Raw genomic sequence first — 19,966 nt, 5'->3', positions numbered from 1 at the left:
GTGGGGCGTTTTTGTCTGGAACGAAACATGACTGACGATGATGATTTTTCCCTGTTTGCCCGCGAGATGAAAGGTGTACGCCGGATCCGGGTGGATCAGGCGGAGACCGGCTCCCGGCCGGTGGACAGGCAGAACCAGACGCTGGCACGCCAGCGGGCAGTGCAGGCCGGCACGAAAATAAAGATGGACGGCCTGTCGGATCAGTATGTGATTGATGTGGGGCCGGAAGACTTTCTGTTGTGGGGCCGCGACGGGGTGCAGGACAGCCAGTTGCGTCGCCTCAAGGCCGGTCAGATTGCCTTTGAGGGCAGCATTGATTTGCACGGCATGACGGTGGAACGGGCGCGCAGCGAATTATGGGCCTTTCTGGCCGAGGCAGTGAAGCTGGAAGTGCGCTGTGTGCGGGTCACCCACGGCAAGGCCAACCGGCTGGACGGCCGCAAGCCGATGCTGAAAAGTCACGTCAACACATGGTTGCGTCAGCACGATCGCGTGCTGGGCTTCAGTTCATGCCAGCCGAAACATGGCGGCACCGGTGCGCTCTATGTGCTGCTCAAACGCACCATGCTGGAAGGGCGGGACGAGAGTTCCTTCTAGCTGCCGGGTGCGCACAGATCGCACCTGGACAGCATGTGGCGGAACAGCATTGCCCTAGCGCACAGGCTGCTGGGTGTAAAGCGAGGCCAGCAGGTCGTCGAGCACGGCGTTGTTGAGGTTCTTGTGGTGGTTGGCAATGATCACCACCGCCCAGTTGTTGCCGTCCTTGTCCTGGCTGTAACCGGCAATGGCGCGGACGTTTTTCAGTGTGCCGGTCTTGACGCGGGCCTTGCCGGCAACGGGTTGTTTGGCCAGACGCCGGCGCATGGTACCGTCCACACCCACCACCGGCAGGGATGCCTGAAATTCTGCAGCATAGGGGCTGTGTGCCGCCTGTTGCAACATCAGGGCCAGCTCTCGGGCGGTCAGACGCTCCTGGCGTGACAGGCCTGAACCGTTTTCGATGACCAGCGTGTCGGCCTTGCCGCCCAGCCCTTGCCACCAGTTGTTGATGGAGCGACGTGCGGCCACCACATCGTCGGCATCGGACGGGGTACGGAAGTGGGCACCCAGGGTGATGAACAACTGTTTTGCAATGGTGTTGTTGCTGAACTTGTTGATGTCGCGGATGGTGTCGGCCACAGAAGCGGACGGCAGCCTGGCCAGTAGCTTGGCGCTGGCGGGTGTCTCGCCAAGCAATGTTTTGCCGTTGAGGGTGCCGCCCATGTCGTCCCAGGTGCTCCGGATCACGCCGGATGAATAGCGCGTGTGATCAATGAAGGCGAAGTAGCGCTCGCTGCTGCAGCCTTCGGGAATGCTGCCGGATACGGTCAGGCTAAGCTGGTCGGCACTCTGGCGCGGCAGGAAACTGACCTTGGTATGCACGTGACAGGCTCTGGCCGGAACTACCTGCAGCTGGTTATTGATCTGCACTTCGGGAACCAGCGGGTCCGATACCACCACCGCCTTGCCGCGATCGGTGCGCACGATGAAACGCTGCGCGTTGAAGTTGATCAGCAGGCCGTCGGGTTCGACCATGAAAGGCCGGTACAGGTCGCTGGCCTCGCCATCAAAGGCGATCAGGTTCTTGATGTCGTAGTAGCTGCCGTCCAGTATCAGGTTGCCGCGAATGTGCTTGATGCCCTGCAGCTTGAGGTCACGCAGCAGCAGCCAGAGGCGTTCGGTGGTCAGCTTGGGGTCGCCGCCGCTGCGAAAATACAGGTTGCCGTGCAGGGTATCGCCAATCACCTCGCCATCGGTCAGCAGGTCGGTTTTCCAGGTGTAGGTCGGGCCGAGGGTATCCAGGGCGGCATAGGTGGTCACCAGTTTCATGACCGAAGCCGGATTGACCGACTTGTCGGCGTTGTAGCTTGTGCCCTGTGCGGTACCGTTCAGGGGCAGGGTGATCAGGGTCAGGGAGTCGGCAGGCAGCTGGTGACGTGTCAGTACGCGCTGGATGTCATTGGCGTCAGGATGGGCGGCATGGGCAATGGATGTCAGACTGACGGACAGGCCGAGAAAAGCAGAAAAAATAAATTTGCGCATCGAAAATGAACTGCAGAATTTGAAAAAGATGGACCGGCTGCTGTGCCGGATAAACGTTTAGGTAGCACAGTATGCCTGAACTGCCGGTAATAAAAAATGACGTCAAGATGTGATGGCACTTGCTTAATCGGGCTTCCCGTTTATTAGCCGGTATCTATGAGTAGCAAGTCCGTCTGTACGAAAGGGTTACCTGTAGGTGCGAATTCATTCGCACACGTCGCACACGTCGCACACGCACCTCCGAGGCCCGGCTATGCCGGGTTTGCCCGGATAAATCCGGACCGTAGGTGCGAATTCATTCGCACATGAATCTCTGTTGCCCGGCGATGCCGGGCTTGTCCGGATAAATCCGGACCTACAGAAGCAGCCTGCGTAAGGGTGATCTCCAGCGCGGTGTGTATGCTCATGCGGCCAAATATCTGGCTATCAAAGGCTGGAAGTCTGTTAGACTGTGCGCCTTGATATTTGGAGGCTGTCATGGCAAAAAATCGTTCGCGCCGTCTGCGCAAAAAACTCTGTGTCGACGAGTTCCAGGAACTGGGCTTTGAAGTACAGGTTGCTTATCCCGAGTCCCTGTCCGATGAGGCCATCGAGGCTTTTTATTCCGATTTCATTGTCGAGGCCATCGAACGCAATGGCCTGGGCCTGATTGGCGGCCCCGAGTACGCACTGGTTTGCCTGGGTGCGCGTGGTTCCGTCACACCGGAGCAACGCAGTGCTGTTGAGAGCTGGCTGAAGGGTCGCAGCGAGCCGGCCAGCGTTGAAATCAGCGAACTGCAGGATGCCTGGTACCCCGAGACTCCGGTACGCCAGCAAGCCTGATTGGCATGCAATAAAAACGGGACGCTCAGGCGTCCCGTTTTTATTTGTGCGGAATAACCCTTTATCAGCCGCCCAAATAGGCCTTGCGCACGTCTTCGTTGACCAGCAGGTTGGCACCGGTATCTTCCAGAACCACGCGGCCATGCTCCATGACATAGCCCCTGTCTGCCAGTTTCAGTGCCTGGTTGGCGTTCTGCTCGACCAGAAACACCGTGACGCCGGCTTCGCGCAGCTGTTCCAGAATGGCAAAGATCTGTTGGATGATGATGGGAGCAAGACCCAGCGAAGGCTCGTCAAGCAGCAGCAGGCGCGGCTCGCTCATCAGGGCACGGCCGATTGCCAGCATCTGCTGTTCGCCACCGGACATGGTGCCGGCACGCTGGGCAAAGCGCTCGTGCAGGCGCGGGAACAGGCCCAATACCCGCTCCAGACGCTCTTCACGGACTTCCTTGTCGTCACAGAAAAACGCGCCCATGGCGAGGTTTTCCTCGACCGTCAGGCGGGCAAACACCCGACGGCCTTCCGGTACTATGGCCATGCCCTGACGCATGATCTGGGCAGTGGGCATGCCGAGCAGCGACTGGCCCTCGTAGATGATGTCACCACTGGCCGGACGCGGATCGCCGCACAGGCTCATCATCAAGGTGGTCTTGCCGGCGCCGTTGGCGCCGATCAGGGTGACGATCTCGCCACGTTTAACCTCGATGGAGACATCGTGCAGGGCCTGGATCTTGCCGTAAAAGGTATTCAGGTTGCTGACCTGGAGCATGCTAGTCCTCTCCCAGATAGGCTTTGATCACGTCGGGGTTGTTGCGCACTTCGTCCGGTGTGCCGGCAGCCAGGGGAGCGCCCTGGTTGATCACGACAATGTGGTCGGAGATGTCCATCACCAGTTTCATATCGTGCTCGATCAGCAGCACGGTCATCTCGTGGTGGTCACGCAACTCGGCGATCAGGTGTTTCAGGCCGTCGGTTTCACTGGGGTTGAGGCCGGCTGCAGGCTCGTCCAGCATCAGCAGGGTCGGATTGGTGACCATGCAGCGGATGATTTCCAGGTAACGCTGCTGACCATAGGCCAGAGTGCCGGCTTCACGGTTGGCGTGTTCCAGCAGGCCGACCTTGTCCAGCCAGTAGCGGGACTGTTCCAGCGCGCGCTGCTCGGCATCGCGGTAGCGCGGGGTCTTGAACAAGCCGGCCAGCAGGTTGTTGTTGAGCAGGCGATGCTGGGCCACCAGCAGGTTTTCCAGTACGGTCATGCTTTTGAACAGGCGCACGTGCTGAAAGGTGCGGATCATGCCCTTGTTGGCGATCTTGTGGCCGGGCAGGCCCTGGATCTCTTCGCCACGGAAGCGGATCACGCCTTCGGTCGGTTTGTAGAAACCGGTCAGGCAGTTGAATACCGTGGTCTTGCCGGCACCGTTGGGGCCGATCATGGAGACGATCTGGCCTTCACGGGCTTCCAGCGCGACACCGTCCACGGCCAGCAGGCCGCCAAAACGCATGCGCAGTCCGCTGACTTCAAGAATGTTCTTGCTCATTGGCGCAACTCCACATGCGGACGTTTCATCGGCAGCAGCCCCTGCGGACGCCAGATCATCATCAGCACCATCATCAGGCCGAACAGCAGCATGCGGTATTCATTGAACTCGCGGGCCAGCTCCGGCAAGACGGTCATGATGATGGCTGCCAGCACCACACCGATCTGCGAACCCATACCACCGAGCACCACGATGGCCAGAATGATGGCCGACTCGATGAAGGTGAAAGACTCGGGGCTGATGAAACCCTGGCGGGCGGCGAAGAAGCTGCCGGCAAAACCGGCGAAGGTGGCACCAATGGTAAAGGCGCTGAGTTTGATGTTGGTCGGGTTCAGGCCCAATGCACGGCAGGCGATCTCGTCTTCACGCATGGCCTCCCAGGTACGGCCGATCGGCATGCGCATCAGGCGGTTGATCACGAACAATGTGATCAGTACCAGCACCAGTGCCAGCAGGTAGAGGAAAATCACCCTGTGGTTGCTGTTGAAAGCGATGCCGAAATAATCATGGAAGGTTTGCGTGCCTTCCGGCGCGCGGCGGGCGAACTCCAGGTTGAACAGCGTCGGCTTGGGGATGTTGCCGATGCCGCGCGGGCCGCCGGTGATGTCGGTCAGGTTGTTCAGCAGGATACGGATGATCTCGCCAAAACCAAGGGTCACGATGGCCAGATAGTCACCGCGCAGGCGCAATACAGGAAAGCCCAGAATGAAGCCGAAGAAGGCCGCCATGATGCCGGAGGCGACCAGCCCGCTCCAGAAGCCGATGCCGAAATACTGGGCCAGCAGGGCGTAGGTGTAAGCACCCACGGCGTAGAAGCCGACGTAACCCAGGTCGAGCAGGCCGGCCAGGCCGACCACGATGTTCAGCCCCAGGCCCAGCATCACGTAGATCAGTACCAGGGTGGCCAGGTCGATCTGGCTGCGGCCGGCCAGGAAAGGGAAGGCCAGGGCGGCAATGATGATGATCAGCCAGACCAGCTTCTGCAGCAGCGGGCGGTCGAGAAGATTGCGCTGACCAAAACCGGCCGGACGCGGAATGGCCTCTTTGGCACGCTCGATCCAGTCGCGCAGCAGGTTGTAGAGGAAAATGAAGCCGGCTGCGGCGGCGATTTTCCAGTAAACGGAAGAGTCGGCTACCACCACGGTGAGCTGCGAGCCGGCCTGAGTCAGGCGCACACCCAGCAGCACTGCGGTGAGGATGGCAACGACAATCGCGGAGAAAATGGCAGATTTGAAGTGAAGACGCATCAGACTTTCTCCACCTCGGGACGACCCAGAATGCCGGTCGGGCGGAACAGCAGGATCAGGATCAGCAGGGCAAAGGCCACGGCATCCTTGTACTGGGTGCTGAAGTAACCGGAGGTCATGGCCTCGGTCACGCCCAGCACCAGCCCGCCGAGCACGGCGCCGGGAATGCTGCCAATGCCGCCAAGTACGGCAGCGGTAAAGGCCTTCAGGCCGGCCATGAAGCCGATGTAGGGGTTGACCACGCCGTAGTACAGGCTCAGCAATACGCCGGCCACGGCCGCCAGTGCGGCACCAATGACAAAGGTGATGGCGATGATGGCGTTGCTGTTGATGCCGAGCAGGCCGGTCATCTTGATGTCTTCGGCACAGGCACGACAGGCACGCCCGGTACGCGAGCGGCTGATGAATATGGACAGAGCCAGCATGGCAACGAAGGTGGTGACAAAAATGATGATCTGCATGTAGGACAGACTGGCGGCCGCATCATCGGAACCAAGGCTGATGCCGCCGGTGATCATGCTGGGCATGGCCACGTCACGCGCGCCCTGGGCAATGCGGACAAAGTTTTGCAGCAGGATCGACATGCCGATAGCGGAAATCAGCGGGATCAGCCGGTTGCTGCCGCGCAGCGGCCGGTAGGCGACCCGTTCGATACTGAAACCGTAGGCGCTGGTGACAATCATGCTGAGCAGAAAAGCGCCAAGTATCAGCAGCGGCAAACTTTCCAGGCCCAGCATGGCCAGCCCGGTCAGGGCGATGAAGGTGACATAGCTGCCGATCATGTACACCTCGCCGTGGGCGAAGTTGATCATGCCGATGATGCCGTAAACCATGGTGTAACCAATGGCAATCAGAGCATAGGTACTGCCGACGGTCAGGCCGTTGAGCAGCTGTTGCAGGAAATAATAAAACTCGTCAATCATGCGGGAATACCAACCGGTAAACATAGAGGAAGTGCCGACAGCTTGCTGCGCAAAGGCTGCGGCACATCCAGAAGCCCCGCCAGTGGCGGGGCAGGGTACGGGCTTACTCGGTCAGAGCGGTCTTGGTGTTGTCGGCGTGCCACTCGTAGACGATGAAGCTGAATTCTTTCAGGTCGCCTTTCTCGTCAAACTCCAGGGTACCGGTTGGAGTGTCGAAGCTGTTGCTGCGGATGGCTTCGGCAATCTTGTCGGTGTCGGTGGAGTTGGTGATTTTCATGGCATCAGCCATCACCTGTACGGCAGCGTAGGCAGGGAATACGAAAGCACCGCTCGGGTCCTGTCCCTTGTCCTTGAATGCCTTGACCAGGTCGGCGTTGGCGGGATCTTCGTCAAATGCCTTGGGCAGTGTGGTCATCATGCCTTCAGCGGCAGCGCCGGCAATGGCAGTGATGTCGGTGTTACCCACACCCTCTGGGCCCATGAACCTGGCCTTGAAGCCGTTTTCGGCAGACTGGCGCAGCAAGGCACCCATTTCCGGGTGGTAACCGCCAAAGTAGACGAACTCGACGTTTTCACGCTTCATTTTGGCGATCAGAGCAGAGAAGTCCTTGTCACCGGCGGTTACGCCTTCAAACAGCGCAACAGGGATCTTGGCTTCGTCCAGCGCGGCCTTGACCGCAGTGGCAACACCTTCACCGTACTGCTGCTTGTCGTGCAGAACGGCAGCGCGGGCAGGCTTGAGGTTTTCAACCACGTACTTGCCGGCAGCAGGGCCCTGCATGTTGTCCAGACCGATGGTGCGGAAGATCAGGGTGTGACCCTTCTGGGTCAGCTCCGGCGCGGTGGACGCGGCGGTGATCATCAGGATGCCTTCTTCTTCATAGATGTCGGCAGCCGGCTGGGTGGAACCGGAGCACAGATGGCCAACAACGAACTGGATGCCGTCGTTGACGATCTTGTTGGCTACGGCAACCGCCTGTTTGGGATCGCAGGCATCGTCATAGGTAACGGCTTCGAGCATGCGGCCGTTGACGCCGCCAGCCTTGTTGATCTGCTCGATAGCCATGTTGGCACCCATGGACTGCATGTCGCCGTACTGGGCAACAGGACCGGTTACCGGACCGGCCAGGGCGATCTTGATGGGCTCGGCGGCCATGCTGTAAGTGGCTGCACCGGCTAGCGCCATGGCGGCCAGCAGTTTGCTCAGGTTACGGGTTGTTTTGCTCATAAATGCCTGCCTTTGTAATAGTTCTAAGTGTCATTTTGATGAGTGTCGGGCACGGGGCTCGCTCTACACGCATGGAGTTTAGTCAAGAACCCGTTGTAACGAAACAGGAAAACAGGCAAACCGGCATTGCTATTGGACAAAATGTCTAGATGACCTGCTGGTCAGGCGGCTTTTCGGCCCGGATATCCGGCTGCGGGCACGCCGAGGTCTTGTGAATGGTCAGTGGCGAATGAAGCCGCCATCTGTAGCCCGTTCCTGTACCAGCACCCAGGGCCGGACCACAGTGGCCCAGAGTTCGGGGTCTCGCTGGTGCAGATCGCCAGCTTGTTCATCGGTCAGGAGGTGCAAGCGGTTTTGCTGCATCAGGCTACTGACCAGCTGCTTGTCATCGCTGGCGATGGCTTCGGCCACACTGACCAGGTCCAGGTCTGCGGCGACCCAGAGAAGCTGGCCCCTGGCAAACCAGGGTGCCAGTTCCTGCCAGCTGATGCGGGCGGTTTCACCGAGTATTTCCGCGTACAGCGGGCTGATGGAGTCGGTCATGAGAAAAATTCCGTTGGTGAAAAAAGCGCCTATCATACCTTGTCGTCGCAAAAGCTGCGTGCCGATGCTGGGCAATCGAAATGCCGACGGACAACTTTCTACAAAGTGCGTGTCGGTTCGAATTTATTCGAACGCGATGCCGGGCCTGCGGGTACATAATGAGGCTGCAGGCCAATGTGCGAATGAATTCGCACCTACAGAATGCGGCTTGCCTCCTGAGAGAACTGCAATACTTGTCGGGGGCAAGCCCCCTTATACAGTAGACAGGCCTTTGCTGAGCATCCCTTGAGCCACCACCATGTCAAACGGCTGCTTACAGGTTCTCGCGTGGCACCTCGCCCCGTTCTGGCGCTTCAGGTAGAATCCCGTCTTTGCCCTCATTTATCTGGAAACCTTGATGTTTGCACAGCTAAACCTGCATGAGCGCCTGCTGCGAGCGCTGGAAGAAAATGCCTTTGTCGAGCCGACTCCGGTACAGCAAGAGGCGATTCCCGTCATTCTGGCGGGACGCGACCTGCGCGCCACTGCACAGACTGGTAGCGGCAAGACGGCGGCCTTCCTGCTGCCGGTCCTGCACCAGTTGCTTACTATGCAAGAAGGCGGCGCAACACCAGCCACCCGCGTACTGATTCTGGTACCGACCCGCGAGCTGGCCCGGCAAATTCTGGAGGAGACCGAGCGCTTTGCCCGCTTCACCTTCCTGCAGTCGGCCATGGTGATCGGCGGCGAAGGCTTCAAGGAACAGTCGGCGCTGCTGCGCAAGGTGCCTGACGTGCTGGTGGCAACCCCCGGACGCTTGCTGGAGCATATCCAGGCCGGCAGCATGCCGGCAGGCGAGGTGCGCTGGCTGATTCTGGATGAAGCTGACCGCATGCTCGACATGGGTTTTGCCGAAGACATGCAGGCCATCATCAGTGCCTGTGGCAATCGTCAACAAACCCTGCTGTTTTCTGCCACCACCGGCGGACGGGCATTGCGTGAAATCACCCAGGCGGTGTTGCGTGATCCGCAACACCTGATGCTCAACCCGGTGTCACAGCTCAGTGAAACCACCCGCCAGCAGGTGATCACGGCCGAGAGTGCGGCCCACAAGGAAAAATTGCTGGCCTGGCTGCTGGCCAACGAGAATTATCGCAAGGCCATGGTATTCACCAATACCCGGGCCATGGCTGATCAGCTCTACGGGCGGTTGCGTGCCCAGGATTACCGGGTGTTCGTGCTGCACGGTGAAAAAGATCAGCAGGAACGCAAAATGGCGCTGGAGCGTTTCAGCCAGGGCGGCGAGCGGGTGCTGATTGCCACCGATGTCGCCGCCCGCGGTCTGGATATCGAAGGTGTTGACCTGGTTATCAACTATGACATGCCGCGCTCGGGTGACGAGTATGTCCATCGCATTGGCCGGACCGGGCGCAGTGGTGAAGACGGACTGGCCATTTCCCTGATCGAACATCTGGACTGGAACCTGATGTCGAGCATTCAGCGCTACCTCAAGCAGACTTTCGAGAAGCGCGTGCTGCCGGGTCTCAAGGGCGGCTACCACGGCCCGAAAAACGTGAAAAGCTCGGGCAAGGCTGCTGGCAGCAAAAAGAAAAAAGCCGCCGACAAAAAAAGCGCAAAACCGGTACGCAAGCCGTCACTGCGGAAGAAGCCGTTGACCGGCGATGACGGCCACGCCCCGCTGCGCAAGAAGCCGGCGCGCCCGGCGGAGTAGGTCGTGAAGATGGAAGGTATCCTGGTACAGGCTGCCCCGGTGCTGCCGGTGCTGGTGATTGATGATCCCGCACTTGCTGTACCGCTGGCCAGCGCCTTGTGGCAGGGTGGTATTAGCGTGCTGGAAGTGACGTTGCGTACCGGGCCGGCACTTGAGGTGATACGCCATATCCGGCAGGAGCTGCCCGAAGTGGTGGTGGGTGCAGGCACGGTGCTGAGTGCACGGCAGATGCAACAGGCGCAGCAGGCGGGAGCGCAGTTTGCGGTGAGCCCGGGTTTTACCCCGGCGCTGGCCGAAGCTGCAACCGGGCAACAGATGCCCTGGCTGCCCGGCGTGCAAACCGCCTCGGAAGTGATGCAGGCCCGGGAGGCAGGGTTTCGCCAGCTGAAGCTGTTCCCGGCGGGCGAGCGTGGCCTTGAGCTGCTGGACAGCTATGCCGGGCCATTTCAGGATGTGGTCTTTTGTCCCTCTGGCGGTATCAATCCGGCCAGTCTGGCCCGCTATCTGGAACGTCCCAACGTAATCTGCTGCGGTGGCAGCTGGCTGGCACCGCGCGTGCTGGTCGAGGCGCGGGAGTGGCCGACGATTACCGGGCTGGCCAGACAGGCACGGGAATCCTGTTAACGCAGGGCAGACCTGTACAGGTTTGCCGACAAAACAATAGCTATGTGGTTTTCAATGAACGGGTTGAACATGAACTTACCCTGGGACCGGCCCGAGCCCTTTGTGGCCGGGTTCAAGGCGTTGCCGGAGCACATTGACGAGTTGCGGCATGTCAACAATGCGGTGTATGTCCAGTGGATGGAGAGCTGCGCATGGCAGCATTCAAACGCGCTGGGGCTGGGCTTTGACTGCTTTGCCCGGCTGGACCGCAGCATGGCTGTCTTGCGCCACGAAATCGACTATCTGGCTAGCGCCCTTCGGGACGATGAAGTACTGATGGGAACCTGGCTGGTGCAGACCGACAGCCGCTTGAAAATGGACCGGCTGTTTCAGCTGGTACGGCCCGCCGATGGTGCCACGCTACTGCGTGCACGCACCACCTTTGTCTGCGTGCAGCTGTCGACGGGCAAACCCAGGCGCATGCCGGACGAATTTGTTGCGGGCTACGGCAGTGCCTGGCGTGACTGTTCCGGAGAGCACAGCGGGTGGAAATAGCCCTTGCGCCGATGGAAGGCCTGGCCGATGCCATGCTGCGTGACCTGATTACCCGCCAGGGAGGCATTGACTGGTGTGTCAGCGAGTTCGTTCGTGTAACCGATCAGCTACTGGCGCCGGCAGCCTTTTATCAACTGGCACCGGAACTGAAAAGCCGCAGCAGTACACCCAATGGCACGCCGATGCGCTTGCAGTTGCTGGGTTCTGATCCGGTGTGTCTGGCCGAAAACGCGGCGCGGGCGGTCGAGCTGGGCGCAACAGTGGTGGATCTGAACTTCGGTTGCCCGGCGAAAACGGTCAATAAATCCAGGGGCGGCTCGATCTTGCTCAGGGAACCGGAGCGGCTGTACCGGATTGCCGACTATGTGAGTGCCGCCTTGCCCGGACATGTTCCCCTGACCGCCAAGATGCGTCTGGGTTATGAAGATACCAGTCCGGCACTGGACTGCGCCCGCGCCCTGGCTGAAGGTGGAGCCACCCGGCTGGTAGTGCATGCGCGTACCAAGGTGCAGGGCTACAGGCCGCCGGCGCACTGGGAGTGGGTGGCAAAAATTCAGGACGTGGTCAGCGTACCGGTACTGGCCAATGGCGAAATCTGGTCATTGCAGGACTGGCAGAAATGTCGGGAAATCAGCGGTGTCGAGTCGGTGATGATCGGGCGCGGGCTGGTGTGCCGACCTGATCTGGCCTTGCACATCAAGGCCCATATAGCGGGTGAGGCCTATCAGCCGCTGGACTGGCACGGGCTTTGGCCGCTGCTGCAGGAGTTCTGGCAGCGTGTGCGCCAGAAAGTGCATCCGCGACATGCTCCGGGCCGGCTCAAGCAATGGCTGTCGATGCTGATGCGCAACTACCCCGAAGCGGGCATGTTTTTTCAGCATATCCGCCGCGAAACGGATAGCGGGCAGATTGATCAGCTGATGCTCGGGCCTGTGATGTTTGGGGCATGTGAGCGGGATGCCGCTTCAGGCACCGCCAAACTGCTGACTGATGTTGATGCTTTGCGCCCCGCCGGACTCGGCCGCGCGTGACAGCCTTTGGCGGGCTGCGAGGGGCAGGGGGCTGAGCCAGGTGACGCCCGTGTGGCTGCAGCCCAGCTCAAGCACCTGACAGGCCAGTTCCTGGCTGCTTTGCAGGCCTTTGGGGTGCAAGATCAGGGTACGTTGCGGGTTCAGTCCGGCATTGCGCAGCCATTGCATGGTAAGGGGTTCCGGAGGCGACACCAGTGCCAGCCAGCGTTCCTCCTGTTGTTCGCTGAGCAGCTTGAGCATGGGGGCCAGCAGATGCAGGCAATGCTCGGCACGGCCGCTCAGAATGATTTCGCTGCACCAGGGGCTGGGCTCGGGATGGCTGTCCATTTCCGGCTCGGAGTGGCTTTGCAGGTTGACCGCAGCTTGCTGGTCGAACAGGCCGGGCTGATTGTCGAATGATTGCAGGTTCATGATGTATTTCCCCTATCTGCGAATGACACCGACGCCGAGACCCTCGATCACCAGTTGCTGGTTTTCGAGGTCAACCTCGATGGGTTCAAAATCGCTGTTCTCAGGCATCAGCCAGACAGTGTTGCCCTTGCGCTGGTAGCGCTTGACGGTCACCTCGTCATCAAGACGGGCAACCACCAGCTGGCCGTTGCGGGCCTCGCGGGTGATGTGTACGGCAAGCAGGTCGCCATCAAGGATGCCGGCATCTTTCATGCTCTGCCCGCGCACCTGCAGCAGATAGTGGGCGCGGGGCTTGAACAGATCCGGGCTGACGGGGCAGGTATTGTCGATATGCTGCTGGGCCAGAATCGGGCTGCCGGCAGCAACACGGCCGATTACCGGCAGCTCGCTATCGCTTGCGGGTGGCGTCACGTCACCCGCTTCCGCGTCAATTACACGGATACCGCGCGATGCGCCGGATATCATTTCAATGGCACCCTTGCGGGCGAGGGCCTTGAGGTGATCTTCGGCAGCGTTGGGTGACTTGAAACCCAGCGCCTGGGCAATCTCGATGCGAGTTGGCGGATAGCCGTGCTCGTCGATCCAGTCCTTGAGGAAATCAAGAATTTCACCTTGCCGCTTGGTCAGTTTGCTCATGCCGGAATACCTGTGATTTTATACAGTACACTGGCATTGTATACAGTGTTTCCGGATATGCAAGCGCTAAAACTGCAGCGGATTGCTGTTGCAGGTGGATGCGGGGATGTTCAGGCCTGAGTCAGTGTCAGTAGAAAGTCACTCAGCTCATGGGCACCAGCCTGGCGCAGGCCGTTGCCAAAGGTATTGGCCAGCGGGCTGCTGCGTGGCAACAAAATGGTTTGCAACGAGAGACTGCCCAGAGACAGGGGCAGGCGGGCGTAGGGTACCTTGTGGGTTACCAGGTAATTCATGAAGGCCGGGTCTGTCCAGGCGGCGACCGGCATGCCCAGGGTGTGATAATGCTTCTTCAGCTCGCGGATTGCGCCGGCATTGATGTGGGTGCGATACAGCTGGGCCGGAAGATTGATCGGCAATTCACGGCGGCGGGCATAGACCAGGGAGGCTGCCAGCTCGCAGGTGTTTTGCGGGTCGGCCCAGTAAGTTTTCCGGGGCTCCCATGCGGTCGACAGCAGGTTGACACTCTGGCTCTTGCCGATGGCTATCGACAGGACGCGGTTGAAATCGCGAATGCTGATGATGCGTATGTTGCGGCATTGGCCGGACTGGGCGAGGGCTTCCCAACTGTTACAGGCCAGCAGATCGTCCTGTTCGTGGTTCAGACCGAACAGGCCGCGCATGTCAAAAGAAGTGACAGTTTCTGTCCTGATGCTGACAATTTTGCTGATGAAGCGATAGGCCGCAGCCTTGTCTTCCTGTACCGGTCCGGACAGTGCGCTGGCCGGCAGATTGGCCAGCTGCTGCAGGTGTAACGTATGTTTCCAGTGTATGCTTGGTTCCGGCAGCAGCGGTTGCGGAAATTCCAGGCGCACCTTGCGAGCCACATCGTCAGAGCCAAAATCCGGCTGCTGCCCCTTGCGTTTGAAAACCGAGTTGAACAGGTTGCCCAAAACCGAAGACTGGCTCATTTTGTTGGAAATCCGGAAACCTTGACTGCTGCTGGCGACCAGCACGACATATCTTGAACACCGGTCGTATTGTGCATGTTTTGTGAAAATTTGGCCATGTTGAAATTACATCTTGAGATTGATCTGCCCGCAGACGAGTTTTTGCGGGTCTACCAGGGAACGGCCAACCGCGTGCTGCTGCGCAGCCGTGAAGGCAAGTCGGTCAGCCTGCCGGCGGGACGCCTGCAACCGTTCCTTACCCATGAGGGAATTTATGGCAGTTTCGAGCTGACGTTTGATGCGCAAGGCAAGTTCATTTCACTGCGACGGCTGGCGTAATCGGCTATACTTGCGCTTTTAATTTAACGCCGTTGATTGCCATGTATAGACTTGCCCGCCCGCTGTTGTTTTCCCTGTCGCCAGAAACCGCCCATGACCTGTCGCTTGACCTGCTCGGCGCTGCCGGTCGCCTGGGGTTGAGCAAGCTGGCGGTGCGCCAGCCGGCTGCCGTGCCGGTCAATGTCATGGGCATTGATTTTCCCAATCCGGTAGGTTTGGCTGCCGGTCTGGACAAGAACGGCGATGCCATCCGCGGCCTGTCCGATCTGGGCTTCGGCTTCATCGAGATCGGTACCATCACGCCACGCCCGCAGCCGGGCAATCCCAAGCCGCGCATCTTCCGCCTGCCGCAGGCCGAAGGCGTAATCAATCGCATGGGGTTCAACAACCGTGGTGTCGACTACCTGCTGGATCGGGTGCGCAACGCCAAATTTGACGGCGTGCTGGGCATCAATATTGGCAAGAACCTGGCTACTCCGGTTGAGCAGGCTACCGACGACTATCTGTACTGTCTGGACAAGGTTTACACCAGCGCCAGCTATATCACTGTCAACATCAGTTCGCCCAACACCCCGGGCCTGCGCAGTCTGCAATATGGCGACTCGCTGAAAGAACTGCTGAGCGCCCTGCAGCAGCGTCAGGAAGACCTGACCGAAATGCACGGCAGGCGTGTGCCGATTGCGGTCAAGATTGCACCGGACATGACCGATGAAGAAGTTGCACAGGTTGCACACATCATCCTTGGCTGTGGCATGGACGGCGTGATTGCTACCAACACCACCCTGTCCCGCGCGGGTGTGGAAGGCATGCAGCATGCGGACGAGGCCGGTGGGCTGTCGGGTGCGCCGGTACGCGAGCAGAGCACCCATGTGGTGCGGGTGCTGGCCGAAACCCTGCAGGGCCGTTTGCCGATCATCGCAGTGGGCGGCATTACCGAAGGCAAGCATGCGGCAGAGAAAATCGAGGCCGGTGCCAGCCTGGTGCAGATTTATTCCGGCTTTTTGTACAAGGGCCCGGCGCTGATCCGCGAGTCGGTGGATGCCATCGCCGCTCTGTAGGTGCGAATTCATTCGCACACATGCGCCATCGTCACCCTGTGGCTCCGCTTCGTTGCGTGAATATGGGGGTTATGTGCGAATAAATTCGCACCTACAGGTTCAACCCGGACCTACATTTTTATTTTTTCGAGATCCCTGTTTCATGTCCGACGACAATCTGCTTGAACTTCACCTTAGCTGCCCGAAAAGCCTGGAAGAACTGCTGCTCACCGAAGCGCAGGCGCTGGGGCTGGAGCAGGCGCGCCAGCGTCCGGCGCTGGTTAGCGGACGCGGCACACTGGAAACTGCCTACCGCCTGTGCCTCTGGTCACGGCTGGCCAACCGCGTATTGCTGGTGCTTGGCCGCTACCCGGTACGTACCGCCGACGAGCTGTATGCCGCCATTCAAAGCATCGACTGGCGCGACCATCTGGACAGCAAAAGCACGCTGGCAATTGATTTTTCCGGCACCAGCAAGGCCATCGACAACAGTCACTTTGGCGCGCTCAAGGTCAAAGATGCGATTGTCGATGCGCTGCGTGACCGCATGGGCAACCGCCCAACCGTGGAAAAGCGCAATCCCGATCTGCGCGTCAACGTCCATTTGCGCCGTGACGAGATTACCGTGGCGCTGGATTTGTCCGGTACCAGCCTGCACCAGCGTGGCTACCGCTTGCAGCAGGGCGCGGCACCTTTAAAAGAAAACTTGGCCGCCGCCATTTTGCTGCGCGCCAACTGGCCGGAGCTGGCCAAACAGGGTTATGCCCTCAGCGACCCCATGTGCGGCATGGGCACCTTTTTGATTGAAGGCGCACTGATGGCCGCCGATGTAGCGCCCGGCCTGCGCCGTGAATACTGGGGCTTCCAGGGTTGGCAGGGGCATGTGCCGTCTATCTGGAATCGCCTGCTGGACGAAGCCGAGCAGCGCGCCGAAAAAGGCTTGCAGCAAGAACCGCTGTGGATTCGCGGCTACGAAGCCGATCCGCGCCTGATGCAGCCCGCCCGCAACAATATTGCCCGCGCCGGTTTGAGCGACTGGGTCAAGGTTTACCAGGGCGAACTGGCCACCTATGCGCCCAGCCCCGATCACGGCCAGCCCGGCCTGATGATTTGTAACCCGCCCTATGGCGAGCGGTTGGGTGACGAAGCCAGCCTGCTGTACCTTTATCAGCATCTGGGCGAGCGCATGCGTGGCCAGTTGCAAGGCTGGCAGGCTGGCGTGTTCACCGGTGCGCCGCAATTGTGCAAGCGCATGGGCATCCGCAGCCAGAAGCAGTATTCCTTCTTCAACGGCGCGATTCCCTGCAAATTGCTGATGTTCGATGTGCAGGAGCAAAGCTTTGTTACCGCCCGTGAGCCGGAACAGGGCGCTGCCCGCCAGCAGTCCGGCAACGAAACCGCCAAAGCCGAAGCCCCGGCCATGCTGTCCAATGGCGCACAAATGTTCGCCAACCGCCTGCAAAAGAATCGCAAGCAACTGGGCAAATGGCTGCGCCAGAACGAGATTCAGTGTTATCGCCTGTACGATGCCGACATGCCCGAATATGCCGTGGCCATCGACATTTACGGTGATTGGGTGCATGTGCAGGAATATGCCGCGCCCAAATCGGTGGATGCCGACAAGGCGCAATCGCGCCTGCTGGATGTGCTGGCGGCGATTCCGTCGGCGCTGGGCGTATCGCCCGACAAGGTGGTGGTCAAACGCCGCGAACGCCAGAGCGGCCTGAGCCAGTACGAGCGCCAGGCCAGCAAGGGCGAGTTTATGGAAGTGCGTGAAGGCAACGTCAAGCTGCTGGTCAACCTGACCGACTATCTGGATACCGGCCTGTTCCTCGACCACCGCCCGCTGCGCTTGCGCATTGCCAGTGAAGCCCGTGGCAAGCGCTTTCTCAACCTGTTCTGCTACACCGGCGTTGCCACGGTGCATGCTGCCGCCGGTGGTGCGCGTACTACTACCAGCGTGGATCTGTCGAAAACCTACCTCGACTGGGCACGGCGTAATCTGTCGCTGAACGGCTTTTCCGAGAAGAACCAGCTGGTGCAGACCGATGTCATGCAGTGGCTGGCCAAGGAGCAGGGTGAATACGACCTGATTTTTATCGACCCGCCCACCTTCTCCAACTCCAAGCGCATGCAGGATGTGTTCGACGTGCAGCGCGACCAGCGCACGCTAATCAACGAAGCCATGCGCCTGCTGGCCAAAGACGGCACGCTGTACTTCTCCAACAACTTCCGCAAATTCGAGCTGGAACCGGAGCTGGCCGAGCGTTACGCCATTGAAGAAATCAGTGCGCAAACCATTGACCAGGACTTTGCCCGTAACCAGAAGATCCACAGGGCGTGGCGGATTCGTCATTCTAAAGCTGAAAATAACGACTAATCGGCAATTTTAGGCGTTGTCCTGCCTGTTTTTGATGCTCTGAGGTTGAAGCCTGTGTGCGAATAAATTCGCACCTACATAAAGCGTTCATCAAACCCTGCTGTGCGGGCTACGGATTGCATCACTGTAGGTCCGAATTTATTCGGACAGAACACTGTAGGAGCAGGCTCGCCCTGCGACAGGTGCATGCTCTAGCGGGACCAGCCCGCTCGTAGGTGCGAATTTATTCGCACAGCAATAAAGCTTTCGGCACTTTATTGCCTAAAAAAGCCAAAAGCACTATAGTTATCGGCACTATAATGCCCTTATGGTGCTTTTATGCAGCCACTGACCTTGCAGCTTTATCACCAGGGAGTTTGGCATGATGCCGCCCGCCTAAGCGTTCAGCAGCCCGAATTGGGCTTGGCTGGGCGCTGCAATTTGGCCTATCAGTCAGATTACCTGGTTGAGCATCTTGAAGCCTTACAAACCCGTCTTGGCTTGGCAGTTAGCGCTAACTACCCGCTCAGCTGGGATGCTTGGCACCTGGAGCATGCACCGGCTTTTTTGCTGGATATTTTGCCGGCGGGAGCAGCCAGGCGTTTTTTGTTAGCCAGGTTAGCTACACAAAGGCCCCAAGATATCCATCTGGACCTGTATCTGCTGTCCCGTTATACGGCAGCGCCAATAGGTAACCTGCGCATCAAAGAAGCAGTCCAGGAGCCTGTGGCACATGCGGGCTTTAGCCGTCAAGATGTAGTGCAGCGCGAGGCTAGCTTTCTGGAATATGCCTACGAGCTGGGCGCGGCAATTGGTGGCGCTACCGGCGCGGGCGGTGAGGCACCCAAGCTGCTGCTCACCGAAGATACGCAAGGCAGGTTGCATCCTGACGCTGCCCTAGAAGATACGCAGGCCGTGCAACACTGGTTTGTAAAGTTTGCCCGCAACAAAGCCAGCGCGCGCGACCAAGATATTCTGCGCAGCGAGTACTGTTATTACCAGGCAGTAAGCCAGATAGGCTTAAACACAGTGACCACCCAGGGCATGACACTGGAAGAAGCGCACAAGCCCAGCCTGTGGATGCACCGTTTTGACCGAGCCGTTACCGCCGCGGGCGTGCAGCGCCGTGCGGTTGAGTCCATGTATTCACTGGCGCAAGTCAATCAGCCCGGCGCTTACATGCAACATACCGATGCGCTGAAATGCCTGGTTGAGTTGTGGCGTAGCGCTGGCCAGCAGGATCAAGTGGACGAGCTCGTATTTGAATACCTGCGCCGTGACCTGCTCAATCAAATTCTCGGCAACAGCGACAACCACGGGCGTAACCTTGCCGTATTGCGCACAGAAAGTGGAATCGAGCTGGCACCCATCTATGACCTTGCGCCCATGGTGATGGACGATGAGGGCATTACCCGCACCACCAAATGGCCAAAGCCGGTCGAGCAGGGCGGGCAGGTTGATTGGTTAGCCGCCTGTCAGCTGGCCGGAGACTGGACAGATACAGAGCAGCTGTACCAACGCCTACGCCATGCAGCGCAAGAGTTTCTAGCGCTGCCGGATTTATTGACTGACCTTGGTTTACCGCTAGTCACCATGAATCATCCACGCATCGCACTGGCACAGCTACCTAAACGCCTGACTGATTGGGGGCTGCTGTAATGGACATCGACCAACGCAAACAGCTGCTGGACGAAATTGCCCGGCTACAGGCCAGCGGCGAGCTGACTTTCGGGCAGGCAACCCTGCGACTACGCAAGGAAATCACCGGCCTGCAGCAAGAACGCTTTGCCCGTATGTGCAAAATCTCCCTGCGCTCGCTGCGCCAACTGGAGCAGGACGAAGGCAATCCAACCCTGGCCACGCTCAATGCAGTGTTTGGCCTCTTTGGTATGCGGATCGGACTGGTGCGGGGGTAACAGGCAGCACAGAATCATCACTCAAAACAGTTCGCTGT

Annotated in this window: 21 protein-coding genes; 11 read left to right on the top strand and 10 right to left on the bottom strand. The window is 59.3% G+C overall.

Annotated elements, in window-relative coordinates; genetic code table 11:
* Positions 1-27 precede the first annotated feature (27 nt).
* Complete coding sequence (locus AR306_RS07145) at positions 28-597, top strand: Smr/MutS family protein (protein WP_101496871.1); 570 nt, start codon at positions 28-30, stop codon at positions 595-597.
* Between the two features lie 54 nt (positions 598-651).
* On the opposite strand, the gene dacB is transcribed toward AR306_RS07145, so the two are convergent.
* Positions 652-2,082, bottom strand: a complete 1,431-nt coding sequence (gene dacB / locus AR306_RS07140) for a D-alanyl-D-alanine carboxypeptidase/D-alanyl-D-alanine endopeptidase (protein WP_101496870.1) — start codon at positions 2,080-2,082, stop codon at positions 652-654.
* Positions 2,083-2,559: 477 nt separating this feature from the next.
* Between dacB and AR306_RS07135 the strand changes: the two genes are divergently transcribed.
* A complete protein-coding gene (locus tag AR306_RS07135) occupies positions 2,560-2,904 on the top strand; it encodes a YggL 50S ribosome-binding family protein (RefSeq protein ID WP_101496869.1) in 345 nt (114 codons plus the stop codon).
* A 64-nt stretch (positions 2,905-2,968) separates the two neighbouring features.
* Here the strand turns inward: AR306_RS07135 and AR306_RS07130 are convergent, their stop codons facing one another.
* The 6 genes from AR306_RS07130 to AR306_RS07105 form a co-directional block, all read right to left on the bottom strand.
* Complete coding sequence (locus AR306_RS07130) at positions 2,969-3,673, bottom strand: ABC transporter ATP-binding protein (protein WP_101496868.1); 705 nt, start codon at positions 3,671-3,673, stop codon at positions 2,969-2,971.
* A 1-nt stretch (position 3,674) separates the two neighbouring features.
* Complete coding sequence (livG, locus tag AR306_RS07125; RefSeq protein WP_101496867.1) at positions 3,675-4,442, bottom strand: high-affinity branched-chain amino acid ABC transporter ATP-binding protein LivG; 768 nt, start codon at positions 4,440-4,442, stop codon at positions 3,675-3,677.
* Positions 4,439-5,689 (bottom strand): high-affinity branched-chain amino acid ABC transporter permease LivM, encoded by a 1,251-nt coding sequence (locus tag AR306_RS07120; protein WP_101496866.1) that lies wholly within the window; start codon positions 5,687-5,689, stop codon positions 4,439-4,441. Before AR306_RS07120 ends, livG begins: the two co-directional genes overlap by 4 nt.
* Complete coding sequence (livH, locus tag AR306_RS07115; RefSeq protein WP_166627815.1) at positions 5,689-6,612, bottom strand: high-affinity branched-chain amino acid ABC transporter permease LivH; 924 nt, start codon at positions 6,610-6,612, stop codon at positions 5,689-5,691. The genes AR306_RS07120 and livH overlap by 1 nt, the downstream gene beginning before the upstream one ends.
* A 103-nt stretch (positions 6,613-6,715) precedes the next feature.
* A complete protein-coding gene (locus AR306_RS07110; protein WP_101496865.1) occupies positions 6,716-7,840 on the bottom strand; it encodes a branched-chain amino acid ABC transporter substrate-binding protein in 1,125 nt (374 codons plus the stop codon).
* Between the two features lie 219 nt (positions 7,841-8,059).
* Positions 8,060-8,383 (bottom strand): DUF2288 domain-containing protein, encoded by a 324-nt coding sequence (locus AR306_RS07105; RefSeq protein ID WP_101496864.1) that lies wholly within the window; start codon positions 8,381-8,383, stop codon positions 8,060-8,062.
* A 397-nt stretch (positions 8,384-8,780) separates the two neighbouring features.
* Between AR306_RS07105 and AR306_RS07100 the strand changes: the two genes are divergently transcribed.
* The 4 genes from AR306_RS07100 (at position 8,781) to AR306_RS07085 (ending at position 12,283) form a co-directional block, all read left to right on the top strand.
* Positions 8,781-10,094, top strand: coding sequence for a DEAD/DEAH box helicase (locus tag AR306_RS07100; RefSeq protein ID WP_101496863.1), 1,314 nt, complete (start codon positions 8,781-8,783; stop codon positions 10,092-10,094).
* A gap of 9 nt (positions 10,095-10,103) precedes the next feature.
* The gene (gene eda / locus AR306_RS07095; RefSeq protein ID WP_101496862.1) at positions 10,104-10,718 is read left to right on the top strand and encodes a bifunctional 4-hydroxy-2-oxoglutarate aldolase/2-dehydro-3-deoxy-phosphogluconate aldolase; all 615 of its coding nucleotides are present in this window, start codon (positions 10,104-10,106) and stop codon (positions 10,716-10,718) included.
* 69 nt (positions 10,719-10,787) lie between these two features.
* Positions 10,788-11,252: an acyl-CoA thioesterase gene (locus AR306_RS07090; RefSeq protein ID WP_101496861.1), complete on the top strand. Its 465-nt coding sequence runs from the start codon at positions 10,788-10,790 to the stop codon at positions 11,250-11,252.
* Entirely contained in the window at positions 11,243-12,283 is a 1,041-nt protein-coding gene (locus AR306_RS07085) for a tRNA dihydrouridine synthase (RefSeq protein WP_101496860.1), read from the top strand. The genes AR306_RS07090 and AR306_RS07085 overlap by 10 nt, the downstream gene beginning before the upstream one ends.
* Here the strand turns inward: AR306_RS07085 and sulA are convergent.
* The 3 genes from sulA to AR306_RS07070 all read right to left on the bottom strand — a co-directional run bounded on the left by sulA (position 12,218) and on the right by AR306_RS07070 (position 14,298).
* Positions 12,218-12,694: an SOS-induced cell division inhibitor SulA gene (sulA, locus tag AR306_RS07080; RefSeq protein WP_101496859.1), complete on the bottom strand. Its 477-nt coding sequence runs from the start codon at positions 12,692-12,694 to the stop codon at positions 12,218-12,220. The two genes, AR306_RS07085 and sulA, sit on opposite strands and share 66 nt — an antisense overlap.
* Positions 12,695-12,706: 12 nt before the next feature.
* Complete coding sequence (gene lexA / locus AR306_RS07075) at positions 12,707-13,330, bottom strand: transcriptional repressor LexA (RefSeq protein WP_101496858.1); 624 nt, start codon at positions 13,328-13,330, stop codon at positions 12,707-12,709.
* Positions 13,331-13,440: 110 nt separating this feature from the next.
* Complete coding sequence (locus tag AR306_RS07070) at positions 13,441-14,298, bottom strand: DUF6685 family protein (RefSeq protein WP_133539587.1); 858 nt, start codon at positions 14,296-14,298, stop codon at positions 13,441-13,443.
* 96 nt (positions 14,299-14,394) lie between these two features.
* On the opposite strand from AR306_RS07070, the gene AR306_RS07065 reads away from it, so the two are divergent.
* The 5 genes from AR306_RS07065 (at position 14,395) to AR306_RS07045 (ending at position 19,928) form a co-directional block, all read left to right on the top strand.
* Positions 14,395-14,616 carry a DUF2835 domain-containing protein gene (locus AR306_RS07065; protein WP_101496991.1) on the top strand — a complete coding sequence of 74 codons (222 nt, stop codon included), beginning with the start codon at positions 14,395-14,397 and terminating at the stop codon, positions 14,614-14,616.
* Between the two features lie 41 nt (positions 14,617-14,657).
* The gene (locus tag AR306_RS07060) at positions 14,658-15,674 is read left to right on the top strand and encodes a quinone-dependent dihydroorotate dehydrogenase (protein ID WP_101496856.1); all 1,017 of its coding nucleotides are present in this window, start codon (positions 14,658-14,660) and stop codon (positions 15,672-15,674) included.
* 142 nt (positions 15,675-15,816) lie between these two features.
* On the top strand, positions 15,817-18,033 hold the full coding sequence (gene rlmKL / locus AR306_RS07055; protein ID WP_101496855.1) for a bifunctional 23S rRNA (guanine(2069)-N(7))-methyltransferase RlmK/23S rRNA (guanine(2445)-N(2))-methyltransferase RlmL: 2,217 nt from the start codon (positions 15,817-15,819) through the stop codon (positions 18,031-18,033).
* 318 nt (positions 18,034-18,351) lie between these two features.
* Positions 18,352-19,671: a type II toxin-antitoxin system HipA family toxin gene (locus AR306_RS07050; protein ID WP_101496854.1), complete on the top strand. Its 1,320-nt coding sequence runs from the start codon at positions 18,352-18,354 to the stop codon at positions 19,669-19,671.
* Positions 19,671-19,928: a helix-turn-helix domain-containing protein gene (locus AR306_RS07045; protein WP_101496853.1), complete on the top strand. Its 258-nt coding sequence runs from the start codon at positions 19,671-19,673 to the stop codon at positions 19,926-19,928. The genes AR306_RS07050 and AR306_RS07045 overlap by 1 nt, the downstream gene beginning before the upstream one ends.
* Positions 19,929-19,966: the final 38 nt, after the last annotated feature.

Origin of the sequence: Thiopseudomonas denitrificans, assembly GCF_002866065.1 — a bacterium.
Classification (GTDB): domain Bacteria; phylum Pseudomonadota; class Gammaproteobacteria; order Pseudomonadales; family Pseudomonadaceae; genus Thiopseudomonas; species Thiopseudomonas denitrificans.
Note: the sequence above shows the minus strand (reverse complement) of the source record. Positions and strands in the feature narration are given on the sequence as shown.